Origin of the sequence: Subtercola boreus (genome assembly GCF_003399645.1) — a bacterium.
In the GTDB taxonomy this organism is placed as follows: Bacteria; Actinomycetota; Actinomycetes; order Actinomycetales; family Microbacteriaceae; genus Subtercola; species Subtercola boreus_A.
Window position 1 is genome coordinate 58,926 of sequence record NZ_NBXD01000016.1, and the last position, 20,962, is coordinate 79,887.

19 protein-coding genes are annotated in these 20,962 nt (G+C 67.6%); 4 read left to right on the forward strand and 15 right to left on the reverse strand.

The window, feature by feature from the left end:
* Nucleotides 1–199 precede the first annotated feature (199 nt).
* Nucleotides 200–1,681 carry an HNH endonuclease signature motif containing protein gene (locus B7R24_RS08580; RefSeq protein ID WP_116418561.1) on the reverse strand — a complete coding sequence of 494 codons (1,482 nt, stop codon included), beginning with the start codon at nt 1,679–1,681 and terminating at the stop codon, nt 200–202.
* A 102-nt stretch (nt 1,682–1,783) separates the two neighbouring features.
* On the opposite strand from B7R24_RS08580, the gene B7R24_RS08585 reads away from it, so the two are divergent.
* Complete coding sequence (locus B7R24_RS08585) at nt 1,784–2,527, forward strand: AzlC family ABC transporter permease (RefSeq protein WP_116418562.1); 744 nt, start codon at nt 1,784–1,786, stop codon at nt 2,525–2,527.
* Nucleotides 2,524–2,829: an AzlD domain-containing protein gene (locus B7R24_RS08590; protein WP_116418563.1), complete on the forward strand. Its 306-nt coding sequence runs from the start codon at nt 2,524–2,526 to the stop codon at nt 2,827–2,829. The genes B7R24_RS08585 and B7R24_RS08590 overlap by 4 nt, the downstream gene beginning before the upstream one ends.
* Nucleotides 2,830–2,863: 34 nt before the next feature.
* Here the strand turns inward: B7R24_RS08590 and B7R24_RS08595 are convergent, their stop codons facing one another.
* The 7 genes from B7R24_RS08595 to B7R24_RS08625 all read right to left on the reverse strand — a co-directional run bounded on the left by B7R24_RS08595 (nt 2,864) and on the right by B7R24_RS08625 (nt 10,512).
* Nucleotides 2,864–3,895, reverse strand: a complete 1,032-nt coding sequence (locus B7R24_RS08595) for a D-isomer specific 2-hydroxyacid dehydrogenase family protein (RefSeq protein WP_116418564.1) — start codon at nt 3,893–3,895, stop codon at nt 2,864–2,866.
* Nucleotides 3,892–4,695, reverse strand: coding sequence for an ATP-binding cassette domain-containing protein (locus B7R24_RS08600; RefSeq protein ID WP_253259357.1), 804 nt, complete (start codon nt 4,693–4,695; stop codon nt 3,892–3,894). The genes B7R24_RS08595 and B7R24_RS08600 overlap by 4 nt, the downstream gene beginning before the upstream one ends.
* 19 nt (nt 4,696–4,714) lie before the next feature.
* A complete protein-coding gene (dnaG, locus tag B7R24_RS08605; protein WP_147304002.1) occupies nt 4,715–6,856 on the reverse strand; it encodes a DNA primase in 2,142 nt (713 codons plus the stop codon).
* Between the two features lie 5 nt (nt 6,857–6,861).
* Nucleotides 6,862–8,268 carry a deoxyguanosinetriphosphate triphosphohydrolase gene (locus tag B7R24_RS08610; RefSeq protein ID WP_172582763.1) on the reverse strand — a complete coding sequence of 469 codons (1,407 nt, stop codon included), beginning with the start codon at nt 8,266–8,268 and terminating at the stop codon, nt 6,862–6,864.
* A gap of 73 nt (nt 8,269–8,341) precedes the next feature.
* Complete coding sequence (dusB, locus tag B7R24_RS08615; RefSeq protein ID WP_116418567.1) at nt 8,342–9,532, reverse strand: tRNA dihydrouridine synthase DusB; 1,191 nt, start codon at nt 9,530–9,532, stop codon at nt 8,342–8,344.
* 63 nt (nt 9,533–9,595) lie between these two features.
* Nucleotides 9,596–9,817, reverse strand: a complete 222-nt coding sequence (locus tag B7R24_RS08620; protein WP_116418568.1) for a hypothetical protein — start codon at nt 9,815–9,817, stop codon at nt 9,596–9,598.
* A complete protein-coding gene (locus B7R24_RS08625; protein ID WP_116418569.1) occupies nt 9,814–10,512 on the reverse strand; it encodes a DsbA family oxidoreductase in 699 nt (232 codons plus the stop codon). The genes B7R24_RS08620 and B7R24_RS08625 overlap by 4 nt, the downstream gene beginning before the upstream one ends.
* A gap of 57 nt (nt 10,513–10,569) precedes the next feature.
* Here B7R24_RS08625 and B7R24_RS08630 point away from each other — a divergent pair, with 57 nt between their 5' ends.
* Nucleotides 10,570–11,064, forward strand: a complete 495-nt coding sequence (locus B7R24_RS08630; protein ID WP_116418570.1) for an aminoacyl-tRNA deacylase — start codon at nt 10,570–10,572, stop codon at nt 11,062–11,064.
* Nucleotides 11,065–11,068: 4 nt separating this feature from the next.
* Here B7R24_RS08630 and B7R24_RS08635 read toward each other — a convergent pair whose 3' ends face one another.
* The 5 genes from B7R24_RS08635 to B7R24_RS08655 all read right to left on the reverse strand — a co-directional run bounded on the left by B7R24_RS08635 (nt 11,069) and on the right by B7R24_RS08655 (nt 18,602).
* On the reverse strand, nt 11,069–11,875 hold the full coding sequence (locus B7R24_RS08635; protein ID WP_116418571.1) for an isoprenyl transferase: 807 nt from the start codon (nt 11,873–11,875) through the stop codon (nt 11,069–11,071).
* On the reverse strand, nt 11,872–12,690 hold the full coding sequence (gene recO, locus B7R24_RS08640) for a DNA repair protein RecO (RefSeq protein WP_116418572.1): 819 nt from the start codon (nt 12,688–12,690) through the stop codon (nt 11,872–11,874). The genes B7R24_RS08635 and recO overlap by 4 nt, the downstream gene beginning before the upstream one ends.
* 129 nt (nt 12,691–12,819) lie before the next feature.
* Nucleotides 12,820–14,586, reverse strand: coding sequence for a 2-isopropylmalate synthase (leuA, locus tag B7R24_RS08645; protein WP_116418573.1), 1,767 nt, complete (start codon nt 14,584–14,586; stop codon nt 12,820–12,822).
* A 138-nt stretch (nt 14,587–14,724) separates the two neighbouring features.
* Entirely contained in the window at nt 14,725–17,295 is a 2,571-nt protein-coding gene (locus tag B7R24_RS08650; RefSeq protein WP_147304003.1) for a bifunctional lysylphosphatidylglycerol flippase/synthetase MprF, read from the reverse strand.
* Complete coding sequence (locus B7R24_RS08655; RefSeq protein WP_116418575.1) at nt 17,292–18,602, reverse strand: alpha/beta hydrolase; 1,311 nt, start codon at nt 18,600–18,602, stop codon at nt 17,292–17,294. Before B7R24_RS08655 ends, B7R24_RS08650 begins: the two co-directional genes overlap by 4 nt.
* Nucleotides 18,603–18,722: 120 nt before the next feature.
* Here B7R24_RS08655 and B7R24_RS08660 point away from each other — a divergent pair, with 120 nt between their 5' ends.
* Entirely contained in the window at nt 18,723–19,670 is a 948-nt protein-coding gene (locus tag B7R24_RS08660; RefSeq protein ID WP_116418576.1) for a TIGR01777 family oxidoreductase, read from the forward strand.
* Nucleotides 19,671–19,697: 27 nt separating this feature from the next.
* Here B7R24_RS08660 and B7R24_RS08665 read toward each other — a convergent pair whose 3' ends face one another.
* Both B7R24_RS08665 and dapB read right to left on the reverse strand, forming a co-directional pair.
* On the reverse strand, nt 19,698–20,150 hold the full coding sequence (locus tag B7R24_RS08665; protein WP_172582756.1) for a hypothetical protein: 453 nt from the start codon (nt 20,148–20,150) through the stop codon (nt 19,698–19,700).
* A complete protein-coding gene (dapB, locus tag B7R24_RS08670; protein WP_116418577.1) occupies nt 20,147–20,929 on the reverse strand; it encodes a 4-hydroxy-tetrahydrodipicolinate reductase in 783 nt (260 codons plus the stop codon). The genes B7R24_RS08665 and dapB overlap by 4 nt, the downstream gene beginning before the upstream one ends.
* Nucleotides 20,930–20,962 lie beyond the last annotated feature (33 nt).

Here is a 20,962-nt window from a genome sequence, read left to right on the forward strand (position 1 = left end):
CAATGGCTGGGTGCCTGCGCTCGGGGCGTCAGGGAGGTGGCTGGGTCGGATGGCCGGGATTGTGCACTGACGGATTCCTGTGTGCGTGATAGAGGATTTGGGGTGCGCGAGAAAGGGATGCCCGGTGCGCGGCAGCGTGATGCCGGGTGCATGGAGGCGGGGAGCCGGTGTGCTGCGAATGACCGGGTGTGGGTTGGGGTTATCCGGTTTGTGGGAGTGGGCGGGCGCGGTTTTGTTGGCAGGGTCGGGGGGTTTGTCGCCAGTCGAGCCAGTCGGGGGGTATCAAATGCGGGGTTCCGTTTCGCATCACCAGCTTCCACCTCGTTTTGTGCACATGGGAGTGGTGGAAGTGGCAGAGCAGGGCACCGTTGTCGAGATCTGTTTTGCCCGGTTGGTGGGTTTTCGTTTGCCAGCCCTCGACGTGGTGTGATTCGCACCAGGACGGTGGTGCTTCGCAGGAGGGCCACACGCAGCCGCCGTCGCGGGCGGCGAGGGCACGGTTTTGCGCGGCGGTGAACAGGCGCTTCGTTTTGCCGTGCTGCAACACCTGACCCTGGCCACCGAACAAAGTCGTGATGACATCCGAGTGGCAGAGCAGGGTTTCGATCGTGCTCGCGGGCACGGGTTCGGTGAGACCATCGATCCAACCGATACCGCGACCGGAGATGACGTCGTCGAGGGTGGCGTGCACGTTCACGGTGGGGGCGGCCCCGTTCAGGCGCGGCATCGACGGAAGGCCGGCTGCGGCGGTGACGAGTTGCAGGAGACCGTCGGCGAGCTTCTGACCCCTGGTGCGGGTGTCACGAAGCAGCGGGTCGACCGAGTCGCCGTCGGGGGCGGTCAGGTCGTGGGTGCCGGCGCCGGTGCTGGTGCCGGTGGGGTCGGTGAAGGTGGGGATGCGGGGGCTGGTGAACGGCTCAAGGGCTGCCCGCAAGTGACCGGCGGCGGTCGGGGGCAGGAGGCCGGTGAGTTTCGTCATCCCGGTCTTCTCCGTGACCAAAGTCAGGGTGCGTTTGTCGTGCAGTTGCGCCTCGGTGGGCTCGACACCGTCGGGGTCGAGGTGCGCGATCATCCGCACCGCGAAACGGTCGATGACATCTGCCGAGTAGCACTGGCCCCCCAACGACTCTTGCGCCAACGACACCAACTGGGCTTCGGCCTCGATCAGAGCATCCGTGAACCCCGTACATTTCGCCACCCGGCCGAGCCGGGTCGTGATCACGGTCGCCACGTCGAGACCGATCGCACCCAACCCGACCGCCTCCGCGACGTGGGAGAACGCGGGCAGGTTCGGCAGCCCACACAGCGACATCGTCACCCGCAACTCCCCACCGACCTTCATCAGCTTCTTCGCCGTGTGCTCGCTCGTACCGGTGTTCGCGGCCAAAAACCCGGCCGGGGTGGTGAAGTTCGACGCCTTCGACAACCCGTCCTCGCCGAGCTCGGGTCTGCACCTCTCAGCCACCTCCCCCGCCAGCTGCAGACGCAACGATGTGACCAACCGTTCCAGGTACTCCACCTGCACCACCCCAGCCATCAACTCACCAGTGGCAAGCCCCATGGGCGCGGCAGCCCCGGCACCCGATCCGGGGTCGAGTACGCCCAACCCGATGAGGGCATCCACGCACCCCACAATCGCCGACGCGGTGTCGACTTCGGGTGGTGTGGCGGGTGGTTTCATGACTCCAGTCAAACACCAACCACTGACATTACCTCAGCAAAAACACCCTCAAACAGACCAGTTCCCAAAATAGTTTCTGAGAGTTTTTGGCAGAATGAAAGCGTGAGCGACGCGGACGAAGCAAGGCCCGCCGTGCGCGCCAGCCTCGCCGTCGGAATTGCCACTGCGGCCTACGGAGTCTCGTTCGGAGCACTCGCTACGGCGGCTGGACTGGATATCTGGCAGACGTGTTTCATGAGCCTCGTGATGTTCACGGGTGGTTCGCAATTCGCTCTCGTGGGTGTGATTGCTGCAGGAGGTATCGCGGCCGGGCCGTCGGCGATCGCCAGCGCCACCCTGCTCGGCTCACGCAACGTCATCTACGCACTTCGCATGTCTCCGGTTGTCGGATCCGGCTGGTTGAAACGAATTGGCGCCGCTCACTTGACGATTGATGAGTCTGTAGCTGTCTCGGCCGCACAGTCGACTCCGCGAGCACAGCGGGTCGGATTCTGGCTCACGGGCCTGATCGTCTTCGTCGGCTGGAATATCACCACCCTGATCGGTGCGCTCATCGGCGACCTGATCGGCGACGTCAGCGCCTATGGTCTCGATGCCGCGGCCGCGGCTGCGTTTCTCGGCCTGCTGTGGCCACGGCTGAAGCAGTTGCAGGCCCAGGCCGTCGCCGTGGCGGCCGGAGTGGGCGCCGCGGCGCTCACTCCCTTCGTGACGCCCGGTCTGCCGGTGATCATCGCAGCAAGTGTGGCCGTGATCGTCGGTGTGACCAACTGGTTGGGCGCAGCATCCGGAGCCGATCGCGAAAGCGGCACAGCCGAAATCGAACCGATCGAGGGGATGCCATCGTGACGCTCTGGCAGGTTCTCATCGCAGCGGCCATCGCGTGCTTCGCTCTGAAACTCACCGGGTACGTGATTCCGCCTGCACTGATCTCACGCCCTACGCCAGCGCGTGTCGCCAATCTGCTGACAGTCGCGCTCCTCGCTGCGCTGATTGCCGTGCAGACGTTAGGGAACGGGCAGCACCTCGTCGTGGATGCACGGGTGCCCGCCGTGCTCGTGGCGGCCGGGCTCTATACGCTGAAGGTGCCGTTCATCGTCGTCGTCATCGCCGCCGCGGTCGTGGCCGCGGGTATCCGCGCCCTCACATGACAGAACCCACGACGGGCCCTGATCGACGCTTCTCTCAGTACCCCGCCTGCGGGTCGACGATTCCCGCGAAGGCCCCATCACCCAGGAACGCGGCCACGTTCTGCCGCAGGCGCGCTGCCAGCAGCGGCGCCGTCATCTCGGGTGTGTCAGCGCTGTGCGGGGTGATGATCGCGTTCGGGGACGACCAGAGCGGATGCCCGTCGGGCAGGGGCTCCGGATCGGTGACATCCACGCCCGCACCCGCGATCTCGCCCGAAGCGAGGGCGTTGACCAGTGCGTCGGTGTCGATGAGTCCGCCTCGCGCGATGTTCACGATGTAGGCAGTCGACTTCATCAGCGCGAACTGGCTCGGTCCGAAAAGATGACGGGTTCCATCGGTCATTGCCGCCGCCACGATGACGAGGTCGGCTTCGGGCAACACGTCGTCGAGAGCATCCGCTCCCACGGTGCGGTCGGCTCCGGGCACCGCATCGGCGCTTCGACGTACGACGGTGACCGAGACGCCGAACGGGGCGAGCAGGTTGAGCAGTTCGACGGCGATACCGCCTGCGCCGATGATGACTACGTGGCGGCCGTAGAGTGACTCACCCGACGGACGCGCCCACGAGGTCGCGCGAACACGGGTCGGGATCTCGCGCATCAACGACAGGGAGAGGGCCAGGGCATGCTCGGCGACCGGTTGGGCGTAAGCGCCTTTCGCGCTCGTCCAGAGCAGCTGTGGGCGGTCGTGCTGCTTCAGCTGGTCGGCGAAAGCATCGACACCCGCCCAGGGCAGCTGCACCCACTGCACCTGCGGATTGGCGTCGAGTGCGGCCGACAGATCACTGCCCGATCCCGAGGCGAGCCAGACGATCGCGCGGGTCTCCGGCGACAGCTCGGCAACGTCTCCCCCGGCCTCGGTGATCGCGTCGACGAAGATCTTCTTCGGGCGCGGCAGTACGGCGATCGGCCCGGCGGCCGGACGCCGGTCGGCGGCCAGCGGTGTCGCATCGACCGCGAGCACGGCTCGGTGCTGCCCGGCGTGGGGGCCGGCAGCGTCGGGCTGGTCGTTTCGTGGGGTACTCATCGGTCCACCGATCGTGCGAGGCCTGTGACGTAGGGGTGCCGCGGATCTCGCAGAACATCATCGATCGTACCCGCGCCGACGACGACCCCCTCGTGCAGCACGATGATGCGGTCGACCGATCGTCTCAGCACCTCGAGGTCGTGGCTCACGATGAGTGCAGTCGCACCCCGCTCCCGCTGCATCGCGACGATGACATCGATGATCGGGCCGCGGATGGACACGTCAACACCGGCGGTGGGCTCGTCTGCGACGAGAAAAACCGGGTCCAGGATGAGCGACCGTGCGATCGCGACACGCTGGCGCTGACCGTTCGACAGTTCGTGCGGGAGCTTTCGTGCCGTTGAGACAGGCAGCAGCAGAGCATCCAGCAGCATGGCGACCTTGAGGCTGGCCTCCTTCTCGCTGTAGCGCTTGTCGCGCGAGAAGATCGGCTCGGCGACGAGTTCGGCGACGGTGAGGTTCGGGGCGAACCCGCCACCCGAGCTCTGGGGCAGATAGCCGACACCGTACGTGAGCCTGTTGAACTTGCGACCGCGCACACCTTTGCGAAGGTCGAAGCCGAGAACCCGGAACCCTCCGCCGACGATGCGCGGGTTGACCTCAGCCGATCTCGACCCGCTCTGGCCCGAGGCGACGTGCGCGAAGGTGGACTTGCCCGATCCGCTGGAACCGACGACACCGACGATCTCGCCGGGCTCGACGCGCAGGCTCACGCCCCGCACCGCCGTGTACACCGGGCTGACGCTGTGGGCGGGATACTCGATCGTCACGTCGGACGCGAGCAGAACGGGCTCACTCATGGCCTCGAGCTTACGGCGCTCAATCCGCCTGGATGGCGCGCCTCTCCGCCTCGAGCTGCATGAGTTCGCGGTTGAGGGAACGGTACGCCTCGGGGTCTGCTGTCGAATCGGTGCGTTGCAGCCGGCCGTGCACCTCGGCCTTGCGACGCACGAGATGCCGCTCGATGAGCGATGACGTCACACGCCGGAGATAGACATCGAGCTCCCGCTCGGGTCGCTCGGGAACCGGAGCCACGGCGAGCTGCTCGACGAGCCTGACGTACTGCGGTGCGACGGCACCCGCGATGACGGCGACCCAGTCGGCCCGCTCGTAGTCGTCGATCGAGGCCGCTATCGCACTGCGGACAGCGGCGAGGGAGGCATCGCTGAACCCGACGACGGATGCCCGGGCCAGCAGTTCGCGACCGACGACCTTCGGGTACTGCAGCATCGCCATCAGCGCGTCCCGTTCGAGGCGAACCGCCGTCGTCGCGGGTAGCTGCGTGAGCGAGACGGACGGAATGGCAGGAACGGGGTCGGCGGAATGGGCAGAGCCGCGCTGAGAGCCGGGCTGAGCCGAGCCGGACTGCGCCGAACCGGGCTGCGCCGAGCCGGGCTGAGCCGAACCGGGCTGAGCCGAACCCGACAGCGTCTGGCCCGGTCGCCCGAGGCTGTGCTGTGGCCCCGTCTGAGTGCGATCGGATCCGTCGCCCTGGCCTCGACTCGCCGCGCTCATCGGTGCACGGTCGAACGACCCGGTCTGGCCGCGGTCGGCGGTTGCGGGGCGCCCCGAACCGGCGGGAGAGGACGACGACGGCGTGCTCACCCGCGCGGAGCCCGCGTTGCGCTGCCCGGACTCCTCCCGCCGCCTGGCCGCCTCGACGGCCCGCGTCGCCTCGTCGAGCTCGATGCCGAGCAGCCCGGCGAGTTCACGGGTGTATCCGGGCCGAAGCGCCGGGTCACGGATGTCGGAGACGATCGGTGCCGCTTCGCGAAGCCCCGCGGCTCGTCCCTCGACGGTGTTCAGGTCGTAGTTCAAGAGTTTCTGGCGGATCGCGAATTCGAACATGGGCTTCTTCGACGAGATGAGGCGTCGAACGGCATCATCTCCCCGGCTGAGCCGGAGGTCGCAGGGGTCGAGACCGTCGGGGGCCACCGCGACGTAGGTCTGCGCCTCGAAACGCTGCTCTTCACTGAACGCGCGGAGTGCGGCCTTCTGGCCCGCAGCATCCGGATCGAAGGTGAACACCACCTCGCCGAGGCCCGAGGTGTCGTCTCCGAGAATGCGCCGGATGATCTTGATGTGGTCGACGCCGAACGCCGTTCCGCAGGTGGCGACCGCCGTCGTCACGCCCGCGAGATGGCAGGCCATGACGTCGGTGTAGCCCTCGACGACGACGACCTGCCGTCCACGGGAGATGTCGCGCTTCGCCAGGTCGAGCCCGTAGAGCACCTGGGACTTGTGGTACACCGGCGTCTCAGGGGTGTTGAGGTATTTGGGCCCCTTGTCATCGTCGAAGAGACGCCGGGCTCCGAAGCCGACGGTCTGGCCGGTCTGGTCACGGATGGGCCAGACGAGACGCCCACGGAATCGGTCGTAGGAGCCGCGATCACCGGAGCTGGTCAGGCCGGCGACGCTGAGCTCCTCGGCCGTGAATCCCCGGGAACGCAGGTGTTTGCCGAGATTGTCCCAGCCCTGGGGGGCGTAGCCCACGCCGAAGCGTTCGGCGGCTGCCGCATCGAAGCCACGTTCGCCCAGGAACTGTCGCCCGGCATCCGCCCCGTCGGTCATGAGTTGCTCGGTGAACCACTCCCGTGCCGCCTCATTCGCCGCGAGGAGCCGGGCGCGGTTGCTGTGGTCGCTCGCCTGGCCGCCGTCTTCGTAGTGCAACTCGAAGCCGATACCGGCGGCGAGACGTTCGACGGCCTCGCTGAAGGTGACGTGGTCGACCTTCTGCAGGAAGGAGAACACGTCACCCCCTTCGCCGCAGCCGAAGCAGTGGTAGTAGCCGACCTGGGGGCGCACGTGAAAACTCGGGGAACGCTCGTCGTGGAACGGGCACAGCCCCTTCATCGACCCGACGCCCGCACTCTTCAGGGTGACGAACTCCCCGACCACATCGGCGATGTTGACGCGCGAACGCACCTCGTCGATATCGTTCCGTCTGATGAGCCCGGCCACGCGCGTCACGCTCCCGGTTCGGAGGCGGGCGAGGTGGGCGCAGGCGAGGTGGGCGCAGGCGAGGTGGGCGCGGGCGAGGTGGGCACGGACGAGGTCGGCACGGGCGAAGTCGGCACCGACGCGGCCGGCACAGAAGAGGCCGACCCGTGCACACCACTCACCGCAGTGAGCCGACCGTGCCACGCCAGGGCGGACTGGTCGGTCAGGCTCGCCACCTGGTCGACGATGACCCGCTTGCGGCTGTCGTCGCTGCCGGCCGCCGCCCAGTCGTCGACGAAGGCCGGTTCGAGGTGCCGGTCGCCGCCGGCGAGCAGCGTTTCGGCCAATTCGACGAGCAGGTCGCGCTGGGCCCGGTAGATCGGTTTGCGTTTCGTGCTGGCCATCACGAACGCAGCGACGATGCCCTTCAGAACGGCGATCTCGGCGGCCACCGATCGCGGAACCACGACGTTCGCGTTGTAGCGGCTCAGGCTGTCGGCTGTGAAGGCCTCCCGCGTGGCGTGCGTGGCCGACCCCGCGAACCGCCCGATCATCTGGCTGGTGAGATTCTTCAGGCGAGCCTGGTCGACGCGGCTGCCGTTCCACGAATCGAGCCAGACGTCGAGAGAGTCGAGACGGTCGAAGGCCGCGATGAGCTCCGCATGGCTGAACGACCCGCCGACCCAGGAGTGCATGCTCGAGACGAGTGCATCGTGGTCGACCCTGCTGCCGAGGGCCGGAACATCGATGTACCCGTTCAGCACCGCATCTTCGAAGTCGTGCACCGAATAGGCGATGTCGTCGGAGAGGTCCATCACCTGTGCCTCCACGCACAGCACACCGGCGGGGGCACCCTCTCGCAACCAGGTGAAGACGGGGGTGTCGTCGCTGTAGACGCCGAACTTCTGCCGCCCGCTCGCATCGGTGACGGCATCCTCGACAGACCAGGGGTACTTGCAGCTCGCGTCGAGACTGGCGCGGGTGAGGTTCAGCCCGAACGATTCGGAGCGAGCCCCGAACACCTTCGGTTCGAGCCGCGTGAGTATGCGCAGGCTCTGAGCGTTGCCCTCGAAACCCCCGATGTCGGCGGCCCACTCCGAGAGAGCCCGCTCGCCGTTGTGCCCGAACGGCGGATGCCCCAGGTCGTGTGCCAGACAGGCCGTGTCGACGACGTCGGGGTCGAGCCCCAGGCTCGCTGCGAGCTCCCGGCCGACCTGGGCCACCTCGAGGGAGTGCGTGAGGCGGTTGCGTGCGAAATCGAGATCGGCCGTCGGGCTCAGCACCTGCGTCTTGGCAGCGAGACGCCTCAGCGCCCCCGAGTGCAACAGGCGCGCACGATCGCGGGCGAAGTCGCTGCGGCGGCTGTAGTGCTCCTCGGCGAGGGGACGCTCGGTGTCGTGCAGCGTGTACCCGCTCGTGGGTGCGGACTGCACGGCCGCAGCCGGGCCGTGCGAGGTGACCGCCGCCGAATCGATGAGCGCGGGTGTGACGGCCTCGGCCCGGGCGCTACCCACCGCTGTGCTCCAGCTCGGCGCCGGCGAGCTCGCGGAGCCCCGGTGTGTCGAGGCTGCGAGAAGCGAGCCACCCCTCGGGCAGGTGGGGCTTCTTCGGTCGACCGGCACGCCCGCGCGGGCCCTCGGCGTCGACACCCGGGTAGGGCAGGCCGGCGTCGAGGGTCGCGAGCAGGTCGTCCATCTCGGCGAGCGACGTGACCATGGCCAGGGCCGAGCGCACCTCGTGACCGACGGGGTAGCCCTTGAAGTACCAGGCCACGTGCTTGCGGATGTCGCGGCAGGCGTGCTCTTCGCTGTCGAAGAACTCCGTGAGCAGCACGGCGTGGCGGCGCAGTGCCTGGGCCACCTGGCCGAGCGGCGGGTGTGCACGGGCGGCCAGTGCCTGGGCCTCGCTGATCTCGCCGGCACGCGCCCGGAAGGCCGCGGCGAGGTCGCCGAACAGCCACGGGCGCCCCAGGCACCCTCGGCCGACCACGACACCGTCGCAGCCGGTCTCGTCGACCATGCGCAGGGCGTCGTCGGCCGACCAGATGTCGCCGTTGCCGAGCACGGGAACGCTCGTGATGGTCTCCTTCAGCTTCGCGATGGCCGACCAGTCGGCCTGGCCGGAGTAGAAGTTGGCGGCCGTGCGGGCGTGCAGCGCGATGGAGGCCACCCCGGCGCCTTCGGCGGCACGGGCGGCCTCGAGGTAGGTGAGGTGGTCGTCGTCGATGCCCTTGCGCATCTTCACGGTGACCGGGATGTCGCCCGCCGCCGTCACGGCCGCTTCGACGATGGACGCGAAGAGGTCGCTCTTCCACGGCAGGGCCGCACCGCCGCCGCGCCGGGTCACCTTCGGAACGGGGCAGCCGAAGTTCATGTCGATGTGGTCGGCTCGATCTTCGGCCACCAGCATGGTGACCGCCTCACGCATGGTCTTCGGGTCGACCCCGTAGAGCTGGATCGACCGGGTCGTCTCGGAGGGGTGGTGCGCGATGAGGCGCATCGACTCGGGCGTGCGCTCGACCAGTGCGCGGCTCGTGATCATCTCGCTGACGTACAGCCCCGCGCCGTATTCCCGGCAGAGCCGCCGGTAGGCGGTGTTCGTGATGCCCGCCATAGGCGCGAGAACAACCGGCACATCGAGCGCGATCGGACCGATCGTGAGCGTGGGCCGGGTGGCGGCGGAAGGCGTGGCAGACATTTGATCAATTCTCCCAGAATTTACCGGGCGCCGAGCCGTCAGGACGCGTTCAGTGGAGAACCGTCAGTTCTCGTCGTCTGTGGAGGAGTTATCCGCCGTCTGATAGACCGTGTCACCCCTCGAGGCAGGCGCGGTCCCGTCCGTCACACCCTCACCCGCGCCGACCGGCGCACACACCCCGTCCACCCCGCAGACCATTCCCTCGGGCACCGCCCCGCCGAGCAGCGTCAGCACGGGCGAGACGAGAAGCGGAACCCCCGAGCGCGACCCGGCCTCGCCGCTCACGGCGCCACCGCCGAACGCTCGTCGGCCAGCTGGCCCAGCAACTGCGAGAAGACGGCCGCATCCTGGGCACCCGACACTCCGTACTTCGCATCGAACACGAAGAACGGAACGCCCTGGATGCCGTATTCGACGGCCTGGGCCTGATCGGCTTTCACGGCCGGCAGGTATTCGTTCGCGCCGAGTGACCGCAGCACGTCGTCTCGATCGAGCCCGATCTCTGCGGCCAGGTCGGCGAGGTCGTCGTCACGCCCGACATGGCGACCCTCCTCGAAGTACGCCTTCAGCAGGCGCTCCTTGGCCTCGAGTTGCACTCCGTGCGCCTTTGCGTAGTGGATCAGCTGGTGGGCCTTGACCGTGTTCGTGTGCTGCAGAGCGTCATAGTCGTAGTGCAGGCCCACCTCTCTGGCGATGCCGGTGACGCGGTCGAGCATCGCCATGGTCTGCTCGGGCGCGAGCCCTTTGTGCTTCGCCAGGAAGTCGATCTCGGTGCCGTCGAAGTCGACGGGCGTGTCGGGCGCCAGCTCGAAGCTGTGGTACTCGACCTCGATGTCGAGCGGATGATCGCCCGCACCCGCACGATAGGCGGCGATACCGCTCTCGAGCTTACGTTTTCCGATGTAGCACCAGGGGCAGGCGATGTCGCTCCACACGTCGATCGTGATCGGACCACCTTCGACCTGCACGGATTCACTCATGCGAAAGACAACGGAGCGCGCGGGAAGGCTATTCCCCCGCCAGCGGTTGAAGGGGGCATGACAGACGAAGAACCCACAGGCCGCGACCGCGTCGAGGCGGATGCCCGGGGGCGCGGTCTCGCCATCGAGATCGTCGAGCGCCCAGCCGCCGACAGCCTCGAGAGTGCCGCGGCGCTCCTCGGACTCTCCCCGAGCGATGTCGTGAAGTCCCTCGTCGTGAAGCGACACGATGGCGACTACCTCTTCGCGCTCATTCCCGGCGACCGCCAGATCAGCTGGTCGAAGCTCCGCGCGCTCGTCGGTGTCAACAAGCTCTCGCTCCCCTCACCCGACGCAGCACTCGAGGCGACCGGGTTCGAGCGCGGCACCATCACCCCGCTCGGCAGTCTCTCTGCTCTGCCGGTCTTCGCCGACGAACGGATGACCGGCAGACGCGTGGCGCTGGGCGCCGGTGCACACGGCTTCTCCCTCTTCACCGACGCCGACCCGCTTCTCGCCTCGCTCGGAGCAACCGTGGCCGACATCTCCGACCCCCTCAAGCCTCGGAACTAGCGCGTTAGAGCCCGGCGGGGGTGTCGACCGCTCCCCCGAAGCGGCGGGTGCGCCCGGTGTAGTGCTCGATGGCCTGCCAGAGGTCGGCCCGAGTGAAGTCGGGCCAGAGCTGGTCGAGGAACACCATCTCGGCATACGCCGACTGCCACAGCATGAAGTTGCTCGTGCGCTGCTCGCCCGAGCTTCTTACGAAGAGATCGACGTCGGGCAGGTCGGGAACATACAGGTGTTTCTGAATGAGCTTCTCCGAGATGCCCGACGGTTTCAACCGCCCGGCGGCCACCTCGACAGCCAGCTGCTGGACGGCATCCGTCAACTCGTTGCGACCGCCGTAGTTGACGCACATCGTGAGCGTGAGTGTCGAGTTGGCGGCGGTGAGCCGCTCGGCGAACTGCAGCTCGTTGATGACCGACGCCCACAGGCGCGGCCGCCGCCCCGCCCAGCGCACCCGCACACCCCACTCGTTCAGCTGGTCGCGCCGCCGGTGCAGTACCTCCCGGTTGAACCCCATCAGAAAGCGCACCTCATCGGGCGACCGCTTCCAGTTCTCGGTCGAGAAGGCATACACGCTGAGGTGCTTCACACCGATCTGGATGGCGCCTGCGACCACGTCGAGCAGCGCCGCTTCGCCGGCCTTGTGACCCTCCACCCGGGTGAGGCCGCGGGAGTTCGCCCAGCGGCCATTGCCGTCCATCACGATCGCGACGTGCTTCGGCACCTGCGAAACCGGAACGTCGGGCGGGTAGACGCCGGTGTAGTCGAGAGGGCGGAACTCTGCGGCGGTGGGCGAGGTCTTGGGCACGCGGCTCATGTGGTCGGAGCTTTCCTGTCGGGGGCAGCAGGCAGGGCGGATGCCCGTTGCCGGGCCAGCTGGGCATCGCGCAGCGTGAAAGTGGTCTGGTTCGACCTGTCGACGTGCTGCAGTGAACGCAGCCCACGCTCGAGGTGCCACTGCGCATAGGCCGCCACGATACCGCTGGCCTGCGACTTGACGCGTTCGGCGGCACCGTCGGCGCTCGGCCAGTCCCCGGAGAGCAGGGCGCTCAGCAGCCCCAGGGTATCGGCGTCGAGCCGCGGGGTGCCGGGGGGCGCCAGCTCGTCGCTCACCACACCGCCGAGCTGCACGACGAACGCCGAATGCGGCCCGGGTGCTCCCGAAACCGCACAATCGTTGAAGCTCGGGGCCCAGCCCGCCATCGACAGCGCCCGCAGCAGGTACGAGTCGAGCGTCACACTCGAGCCGTGCTCGCCGCGGGAGAGCGAGCGCAGCGCACCCACCAGCAGAAGGTACTGCTGGTGCGTGGCATCCGCCTCAGTGAGCTTGTCGGCCGTCTCGACCATCGCACTCGCGGCCGTGTAGCTGCCGTAGTCGGAGGCGATCTCGGCGCCGTACGAGGCGATCGTCACCGCCTGGGTGATCGTGTCGAGGGTACGGCCCTCGAAGAACTGCACATCGGCGACCATGAACGGTTCGAGCCGGGCACCGAACTTCGAGGCGGTGCGGCGAACACCCTTGGCCACGGCGCGGATCTTGCCGTGCTGCCGCGAGAGCATGGTGACGATGCGGTCGGCTTCACCCAGCTTGTGGGTACGCAGCACGACGACTTCATCACGGTAGAGGGGCACCCCCCAATTATCGGCCCCACGGCTGACAGTGCGGCGGGTGGGCACGCCCGGGGGCCGGTTTTGCGCAAAAGCACCCAAACCTGTGGTTTTGGGTGCTTTTGCGCAAAACGCGCGGCTGTGTGGGCGGCGCTAGACCGCTGCGAGCTCGCGGTCACGGCCGGTGACCCGGATGGCCCGGTTCACCGCGCTGACGACAGCCTTCAGGGAGGCGGTCGAGATGTCGGCGTCGATGCCGACGCCCCAGAACGTGACCCCGTCGACCTGGCATTCGACGTACGCCGCCGCGAGGGCGTCGCCGCCGGCGCTGAGTGCGTGCTCGACGTAGTCGAAGAGCCGCACCTCGACGCCCTCCTGGCCGAGGATGTCGAGGAACGCCGCGATCGGGCCGTTGCCCGAACCGACGAGTGACCGTGCATCCTCGCCGTCTCGCAGGTCGACCGAGAGAGAGGTCTGGCCGGTGAGGTCGCTCGAGGTGCTGGTGCGGGTGAGCTCGAACCGACCCCACTTGTCTTCGGCGCGTGAGAGCGGAGCGGGCAGGTATTCGTCCTGGAAGATCTCCCAGATCTGGCCGCTCGTGACCTCGCCACCATCGGCATCCGTCTTGGCCTGCACGACACCGCTGAACTCGATCTGCAACCGGCGTGGCAGGTCGAGTTTGTGGTCGGTCTTCAGCAGGTAGGCGACGCCGCCCTTGCCCGACTGCGAGTTGACGCGGATGACCGCCTCGTACGACCGGCCGAGGTCTTTCGGGTCGACCGGCAGGTAGGGCACCGCCCACAGCAGTTCGTCGACGTGCACGCCCTGGGACGCGGCATCCGACGCCATGGCCTCGAAGCCCTTCTTGATCGCGTCCTGGTGCGAGCCGCTGAAGGCGGTGTAGACGAGGTCGCCGGCCCAGGGGTGACGCTCGGGAACCTTCAGCTGGTTGCAGTATTCGACCGTACGGCGCACTCCGTCGAGGTCGCTGAAGTCGATCTGCGGGTCGATCCCCTGCGTGAACAGGTTGATGCCGAGGGCGACGAGGTCGACGTTGCCGGTGCGCTCTCCGTTGCCGAAGAGGCAGCCCTCGATGCGGTCGGCTCCGGCCAGGTAGCCGAGCTCGGCTGCTGCGACGGCGGTGCCGCGATCGTTGTGCGGGTGCAGCGAGAGCAGCACGTTCGAACGGTAGGCGAGGTGCCGCGACATCCACTCGATCGAGTCGGCGTAGACGTTCGGCGTGGCCATCTCGACGGTCGCGGGCAGGTTGACGATGACCTTGCGCTCTGCGGTCGGCTGAAAGACGTCGAGCACCTGGTTGGTGATGTCGAGTGCGAAGTCGAGCTCGGTACCGGTGTAGCTCTCGGGGCTGTACTCGTAGTACACGGTGGTCTCGGGAATGGTCTTCTCATACTGACGGCAGAGACGGGCGCCCTCCAGCGCGAGGTCGATGATCCCCTGCTTGTCACTTCGAAAGACGACGTCGCGCTGCAGCACGCTCGTGGAGTTGTAGAGGTGCACGATGGCCTGTCTGGCACCGGCGATCGACTCGTAGGTGCGCGCGATGAGGCTCTCCCTCGCCTGCGTCAGAACCTGGATCGTGACGTCGTCGGGAATCGCGTTCTCGTCGATGAGGCTGCGCACGAAGTCGAAGTCGGTCTGGCTCGCACTCGGAAAGCCGATCTCGATCTCCTTGTAGCCCATGCGCACCAGAAGGTCGAACATGATGCGTTTGCGCTCGGGGTTCATGGGATCGATGAGGGCCTGGTTGCCGTCCCGCAGATCGACCGCGCACCAGCGCGGAGCTTCGGTGATGGTCCTGGTCGGCCAGGTACGGTCGGGCAGATCGACCGCGAACGTCTCGTTGTACGGGCGGTACTTGTGAATCGGCATGGCCGATGTGTTCTGGTTGTTCTTCATGGGACTTTTCTTTCGGGTCTGATGTGGTGGCCCGAGGTGCGTCGACAACGCACGAACTCCGTGACGGGGGAAGGACTAGAAGGCCCCGTCACGGCAGCTAAGAAGGAGCAGACCGAGAAACACCCTCTCAGGCTAGCACTACGATGAGCGGCCGAGAAAGCCGAGGGCATGCCTCGCGGAGAAGGTCGGCACATAGGCGCGGGCGAGGCTCACCCCCACGAGCGGCAGGGTGAGCGGATCGGCGTAGGCCAGATAGAGAGGTACCCGGGTCGGCTTGAACTTCTGTTTGAACGACAGCAGCGACTGGAACCCGTACACCGGTTCGAGTGCTCGGCCGAGCACTCCGAGCAGGGCCTGCGTCGCGCCCTCCTGTTTCGCGGAATCCTCCGTGCCGCCCTGGGCGAGCGGAGCGGCCGACAGGCTGACGAACGACAGCCCCGCCGCCCGGGCTCGCAGGATGGTCTCGGCGATCGTGAACTCCATGACCCCGTTCACCGAGTCGGACCGCCGGCGCATGAAGTCGAGCGTCCAGCCCACGACCTCTCCGTCGCGGTAGCTCGGCAGCCAACTCGTGACGCCCAGCACCTGGTCGTCGGCGTCGACCGCGAGCATCAGCCGAACATCCGGATCGATCAGTTCGTCGAGCCCGCCGAGGGTGAAACCCATTTCGGGCAGGTCCTTCTCGGCGACCCACTGCTCGGAGATGTCGCGCACCTGGGCGACCTGGGACGTGCTGAGGCGGGCGAACGACGTCCATTCCGCCGTGATGCCGAGCTTCACGGCTTTGTTGATGGCGGTACGGATGCCCTGCATCTTTTTGCCCTCGAGCGAGAAGCGGGGCAGTTCGACGACGGCCTCCTCGGCCACCTGCATGAGCGAGAAGTCGAGGGCCGTGAACTCCGCCGCGAGATCACCGGAGACCGCGTAGAAGACGGGGGTCCAGCCGTGGTCGGTGCAGTACCTGGAGAACTCCGCGATGGCCCGGCCCCGATCATCCGGAGCACAGAGCGGTTCACCGGTCGCGATCGCGATGCCGTTGATCACGCGGTAGGCCACAGCGGCCGCGCCCTGCTCCGGGCCCTGGAACCAGTAGTGGTGGCCCGTCCACGTGGCCATCCAGGAGAGCGAGCCGGTCACCCCGGTGTGAAGGAGCGAGCGGATGCGGGCACTCGCGTTCGCCTCAGACCCCACCTTGAGCCGCGTGATCGAGAGCAGCGAGGCGACGATGACAATGACCCAGAACACCGGGCCCACCCATTCGTAGAGCACCCGGGCGGCATCGCCGGTGGGAAAGACATCGGAGCGCTCGAGCGACAGGAAACCCACGGGCATGAACCTCTCCGGCAGGTCGACGAGCAGGTCGGAGAGGGTCACGGCGGGGCTGAACTGGGCCCGGAGCGCCCAGGCCGCTGCGACGTAGGCGGCCGAGACGCTCAGCAGCGCCACGGCGACGAGGAGAAAGAAGCGCGCCGTCGTTCCCGTCGAGAATCCGCTGGGGAAGATCGGCAGGCTCGCCACCAGCAGAACGGCGATCACCAGCGGCAGAACGATCGAGATCACGACCGAGATGCTGTACTGGTCGAACTGCCCGTTCGAGAGATCGAAGAAGGTGTTGGCGCCGATCGCCGGGAAGACCCCGTAGTAGACCAGGCCGAGGAGCGCGAAGAACAGGTTCACGGCGACGGCCAGCCAGAGCGCCACGCGGCGCCCGCGAACGATGCCGAGGGCGGCCACCAACAGCACCACGAGGGGCAGCAGCGTCACCAGTACCGGGCCCACACCGTCGAGGCGCGAGGAGGCCACCGCATCGGAACACAGGTCGCTGTACTGCCCCGAGACGCAGGCGGCCGCGATGTCGGCCTGGTTCGACAGGGTGTCGCGAAAGAGCAGCCCCAGCGGTTGCAGCGGCCCGAAACCGTTCGGCGAGATGATCGTGATGAGCGGGCCGATCGCGGTGATGACCACGAGCGAGGCGATGAGCGACCGCAGTTCGCGGTGACTGCTGCGGCTGAGGCGGCTGCGGGGCCGGCCGAACTTCAGCCGGTGCAGCAGCATGCCGAGGAACACCCCCGCCACCGCTGCGAGCCCGCGATAGAGATCGGAGGGCATGCCCGAATACAGCACGAACATCAGCAGCGCGGCGAAGCCGAGGATGCGGATGCGCCGCCGCAGCAGCGGGCCCGCGAACGCACTGGCGGCCATCAGGGTGCCGATGACCGGGATCAGCGGGTCGATCGTCGAGTGCGACCGGATCTGTTCGGCCGCGATGATCCCGAACCAGATGCCGAGCCCCTGTACGGCGAGCCCCAGCGTTCCGCCGACGATCGCGACGGTGAGGTACGCGATCACGGTTCGCCACGTGCCGAGCAGCCGCTCTGCCGCCCCCAGCACGATCAGGATGATCGGCACCAGAATGACGATGTGCAACGCTCTCGGTGCGAACAGCACGCTGGTCAGCGCGGCGAACCAGTGGTGCTGGTCGACGACCTGGTTGAAGCTCATCGAGAGCACGTTCTCGAAGAGCCGCCCGATCGAGGCGTGGAAGAGCAACTGCAGGATCCCCACGAGGATGGCGACCCCGGCGATGACCCACGTGAACGGGATCGACGCCGCCCAGCGCCCGACCGCCCCCAGCGCCCGGGCACCGCCGGTCATCCCTCTCGCCCGTGTGCCCGCTTTCCCCGTCGCATCCTGCAGCTCGTCGCTCACGACCCGAGCCCCCAGTTGGCCGCCAGCAGGCCGACGCCCCGCGCGAACGAATAGGTCGCCGTCGTGTAGTCGTGCGCGCTGTCGGGGGCCTCGAAGTAGGTGGTCCGCATACCTGCTGTCTTCGCTGCGGCCGACACCACGAGGGTATGGGCGCGGTACTCGAGGTCGTTCGCCCCGACGGCGAAGATCGCGAATGTGCTGGCATACGGTGTGTGTTTCTTCAGAATGGTGAGCGGTTGTGCGTCGGAGTAGGCGCCGGGGTTGCCACCGAAACCGTCCTGGATGGTCGCCTGGGTGTCTCCGTTGGCGGGTACGAGCTCACCCGAGATGTCGAGAAGAGAGCCGAAGAGCTCCGGATGCCCGGCCCCCAGTTGGATCGAACAGGTGCCACCCTGGGAGAAACCCGCGATGGCCCACCCGTCGGGGGATGCGGCGACCGGGAGGTTCGCCGTGATCCAAGTGACGACATCGACGGTCAGGTACGTCGCCGAATTGCCGAGTGCCCCGTCGACGCACATCGGGTTGTTCGTTGGGTCACCGAGCTGGTCGGGCGAGACCACGATGGGTGCCAGTCCGTTGTGCAACCGGGCGTAGCTGTCGAGCGTCTCGGTGAGGTGCGCCGAGACCAAGGGATCGGCCGGGTCGCCGGGCTGGCCCGACAGCGCGATGACCACCGGAAGTGCCGGCGGGTCGGCGGTGAGGGCGGCGGGCGGGAGGTAGACGAGCGCATCGCGGGCATCGAAGCCCGAGACGGTGGCCGGAATGTGCACGGTGCCGACCACCCCGGCCGTCGGCAGACCCGCGGGAGGGAGCCAGCTGCTCGACAGCGGGGCCTGCAGCACCGTGGCCGCGCCCAGGGCCGGCAGCGTCGACGACTGGTAGGGAGACACGCCGACGAGCGACTCGAGCGTGGGGTAGGTGCCGATGTCGATGTTGAAGCTCATCGCGCTCGTCGCAGCGAAGACCACCGCGCCGAACAGAGCGACGATCCTGCGGCCCAGACGGCCCGCCACGAGAGAACTGACGGCGAGGGCGAGGGCGGCGAACCCGGCTGCGATCCAGCACCGGGTCACGAACGAGAAGGCGACCCCGAAGAGGTCGAGCAGGTCGCCGAAGATCCAGGCCACGAGCAGGCCGACCACCGCGCCCACGACCAGCGACCCCAGACCGACCAGAAGCCAGCGCGTGCGGCGCCAGCTGCGATTCGGGCGCACAGTGAGAAGAAGCAGCGCGATGACAGCCGCGACGGCGTAGACCCCAAAGACCAGTGGCGAGTCGATGATGCTGGTGCTCCCGAGAGAACCCATGCGCCAACCTCGATCTGTACTGCCCAGCCCCCGCGCATCCACGGTGCGGGAGTGCGGCGACCAGTCTGGTGGGCCATTCTGAATGTAGTCTGTAGAGACCGAACCGAGAGGCGTGAGGCAATGACAGACGCTGTTGAGCCAGCCGCGAACCCTGCCGGCGACACTCCCCCCTCAGATGCTCGCAACATCCTCATCTCGGGCGGATCGGGCTTCATCGGCACCGAGTTGACCACCCAGTTGCGGCGTGCCGGGCACACCGTCACCCTCCTCGTGCGGCACCCCACACGCAACGCCGACGAGCGCATGTGGGACCCGGATGCGGGGTGGCTGAACCCCGAGGTCATCGAGCGTGCCGACGCGGTCATCAACCTCTCGGGCGCCTCGATCTCGAAGCTCCCCTGGACACTGTCGTACAAGCGCACCATCCTCGAGTCCCGCGTGAACGCGACCACGACGCTCGCCGCGGCCATCGCCAAGGCGAAGAACCCGCCCGCGGTTTTCCTCAGCGGGTCGGCCGTCGGCTACTACGGCGATCGGCCGGGCGAGGTACTCACCGAGCAGAGCGGAATCGGCGAGGGGTTCCTGCCGAAGGTCGTCGATGCGTGGGAGCGGGCATCCCGCCTGGCCTCTCCGGCCAGCCGCGTTGTGAACGTGCGCACGGGGGTCGTGCTCGGCCAGGGCGGCCTGACCGGCACGCTGAAGCTCATCGCGAAGCTGGGCGGGGCCGGGCCGCTGGGCTCGGGAACGCAGCACTGGCCCTGGATCAGCCTGTACGACGAAGCCGCCGGCATCCGCCACCTGCTCAGCTCGGAGCTCGAAGGCCCGGTCAACCTTGCGGGCCCGACGCCGGCAACGGCGGCCGACGTCATGCGTACGATCGCCGAGCAGGTGCACCGCCCGTACTGGCTGCCCGCTCCGGCGTGGGCGATCAAGGGCATTCTGGCCGACGCCGGGCGGGAACTCATCCTGTCCGACCAGAACCAGTCGCCCCAACTGCTGCTCGACGACGGGTTCGTCTTCCGCGACGTCGATCTCGAGCAGACGGTGGAGAAGGCGCTGGCCGGCTAGAGCACCCATGAGCTGGGCGTGCACGGGCTAGGCGCTCACGGGCTCCGCCTCGTAGAACGCGATCGCCTGGCGCAGAGCTCTTCGGGCGCGTTTGCGGTCACCGCTTGCGTCGTAGGCGAGTCCCAGCCGGAACCAGGCCCTCCAGCTCTCGGGAGCCGACTCGACTTCGGCGCGATAGATCTCGAACTCGGCATCGGCCTCGGCTCGGTAGGGTCGCCCGCTCGGCCGCTTCGGCAGGTCGTCGACCGGCAGTTCGTCATCGGCGCGCAGGATGCCCACCAGTTTCTGGGTGCGAAAACCGAACAGCAACTCGCGGTACAGGGCCCAGGCCCCGACGATCGGCAGCACGAGCAGGGCGATCCCGATGCCGACCCCGGCCGGATTGCCCGTCGAGATGAACAGAACGGCGTGCTGGAACACCAGCACGAGGTACATGACGAGCAGCAGTGCCATCACGAGGGCTGCGATGCGGCCCTTCATGGAGTCGCCGCCTTCGAACTGTGCGCGAGCAGGCGCGGCAGATCGATCAGCTTGTCGAGCCCCACCACGACCCCCGTCGCCTCGGTCGCGGCGCGGAGACCGAGCAGTATTCCGGCCTCGTACGAGGTGGGCGAGAGAGTCTCGTGGCTGAAAGTCAGCACCTCGCCGACTCCACCGAAGATGACCTCCTGCTTCGCCACCACACCCGACAGGCGCAGGCTGTGCACCGGCACACTCGCCACCTGCTGGCCGCGAGCCCGTTGGTCGGTGTGCGGAGCCGAGACCGGGCCCACCGCGGCGCGCGCAGCACCGATCAGCTCGGCGGTACGCGTGGCGGTGCCCGACGGGGAGTCGACCTTGCCCGCCCCATGCGCCTCCACGATCTCGATCGAATCGAAGAACTGGGCAGCCATCGCCGAGAACGCCGTCGCGAGCACGGAACCCAGCGAGAAGTTCGGCACGATCACCACGCCCACCGTCGGTGTCTGGGCGAGCCGGTGCTCGAGGGCGAGGATGCGGTCCCCCGACCATCCGGATGTTCCCACCAGCACGTCGATACCGTGCGTGACCGCGAAGTCGACCACCGACTGGCTCACCCCCGGAACCGTCACGTCGAAGACGACATCGGCCCCGATCATCTTCTCGAGCGCATCCTTCGACGACAGCTCGGCGACGATCTCGAATTCCTGCTCGTCGCCCTGCATCGTGCGCGTCAACAGGTCGTGCGCCAGCTGCCCCATCTTACCCGTTGCGCCGACGATCGCGACCTTCGTACTCATGGGCCCAATCTACCAAGCGCACGTAGGCTTTCC

Coding starts and splice junctions, on each gene's coding strand:
- dapB (WP_116418577.1), bottom strand. CDS start 20,929: ATGAGTACGAAGGTCGCGATCGTCGGCGCAACGGGTAAGATGGGGCAG.
- B7R24_RS08630 (WP_116418570.1), top strand. CDS start 10,570: ATGACAGACGAAGAACCCACAGGCCGCGACCGCGTCGAGGCGGATGCC.
- B7R24_RS08665 (WP_172582756.1), bottom strand. CDS start 20,150: ATGAAGGGCCGCATCGCAGCCCTCGTGATGGCACTGCTGCTCGTCATG.
- B7R24_RS08625 (WP_116418569.1), bottom strand. CDS start 10,512: ATGAGTGAATCCGTGCAGGTCGAAGGTGGTCCGATCACGATCGACGTG.
- B7R24_RS08600 (WP_253259357.1), bottom strand. CDS start 4,695: ATGAGTGAGCCCGTTCTGCTCGCGTCCGACGTGACGATCGAGTATCCC.
- B7R24_RS08595 (WP_116418564.1), bottom strand. CDS start 3,895: ATGAGTACCCCACGAAACGACCAGCCCGACGCTGCCGGCCCCCACGCC.
- leuA (WP_116418573.1), bottom strand. CDS start 14,586: ATGAAGAACAACCAGAACACATCGGCCATGCCGATTCACAAGTACCGC.
- B7R24_RS08655 (WP_116418575.1), bottom strand. CDS start 18,602: ATGGGTTCTCTCGGGAGCACCAGCATCATCGACTCGCCACTGGTCTTT.
- dusB (WP_116418567.1), bottom strand. CDS start 9,532: ATGTCTGCCACGCCTTCCGCCGCCACCCGGCCCACGCTCACGATCGGT.
- B7R24_RS08660 (WP_116418576.1), top strand. CDS start 18,723: ATGACAGACGCTGTTGAGCCAGCCGCGAACCCTGCCGGCGACACTCCC.
- B7R24_RS08635 (WP_116418571.1), bottom strand. CDS start 11,875: ATGAGCCGCGTGCCCAAGACCTCGCCCACCGCCGCAGAGTTCCGCCCT.
- B7R24_RS08580 (WP_116418561.1), bottom strand. CDS start 1,681: ATGAAACCACCCGCCACACCACCCGAAGTCGACACCGCGTCGGCGATT.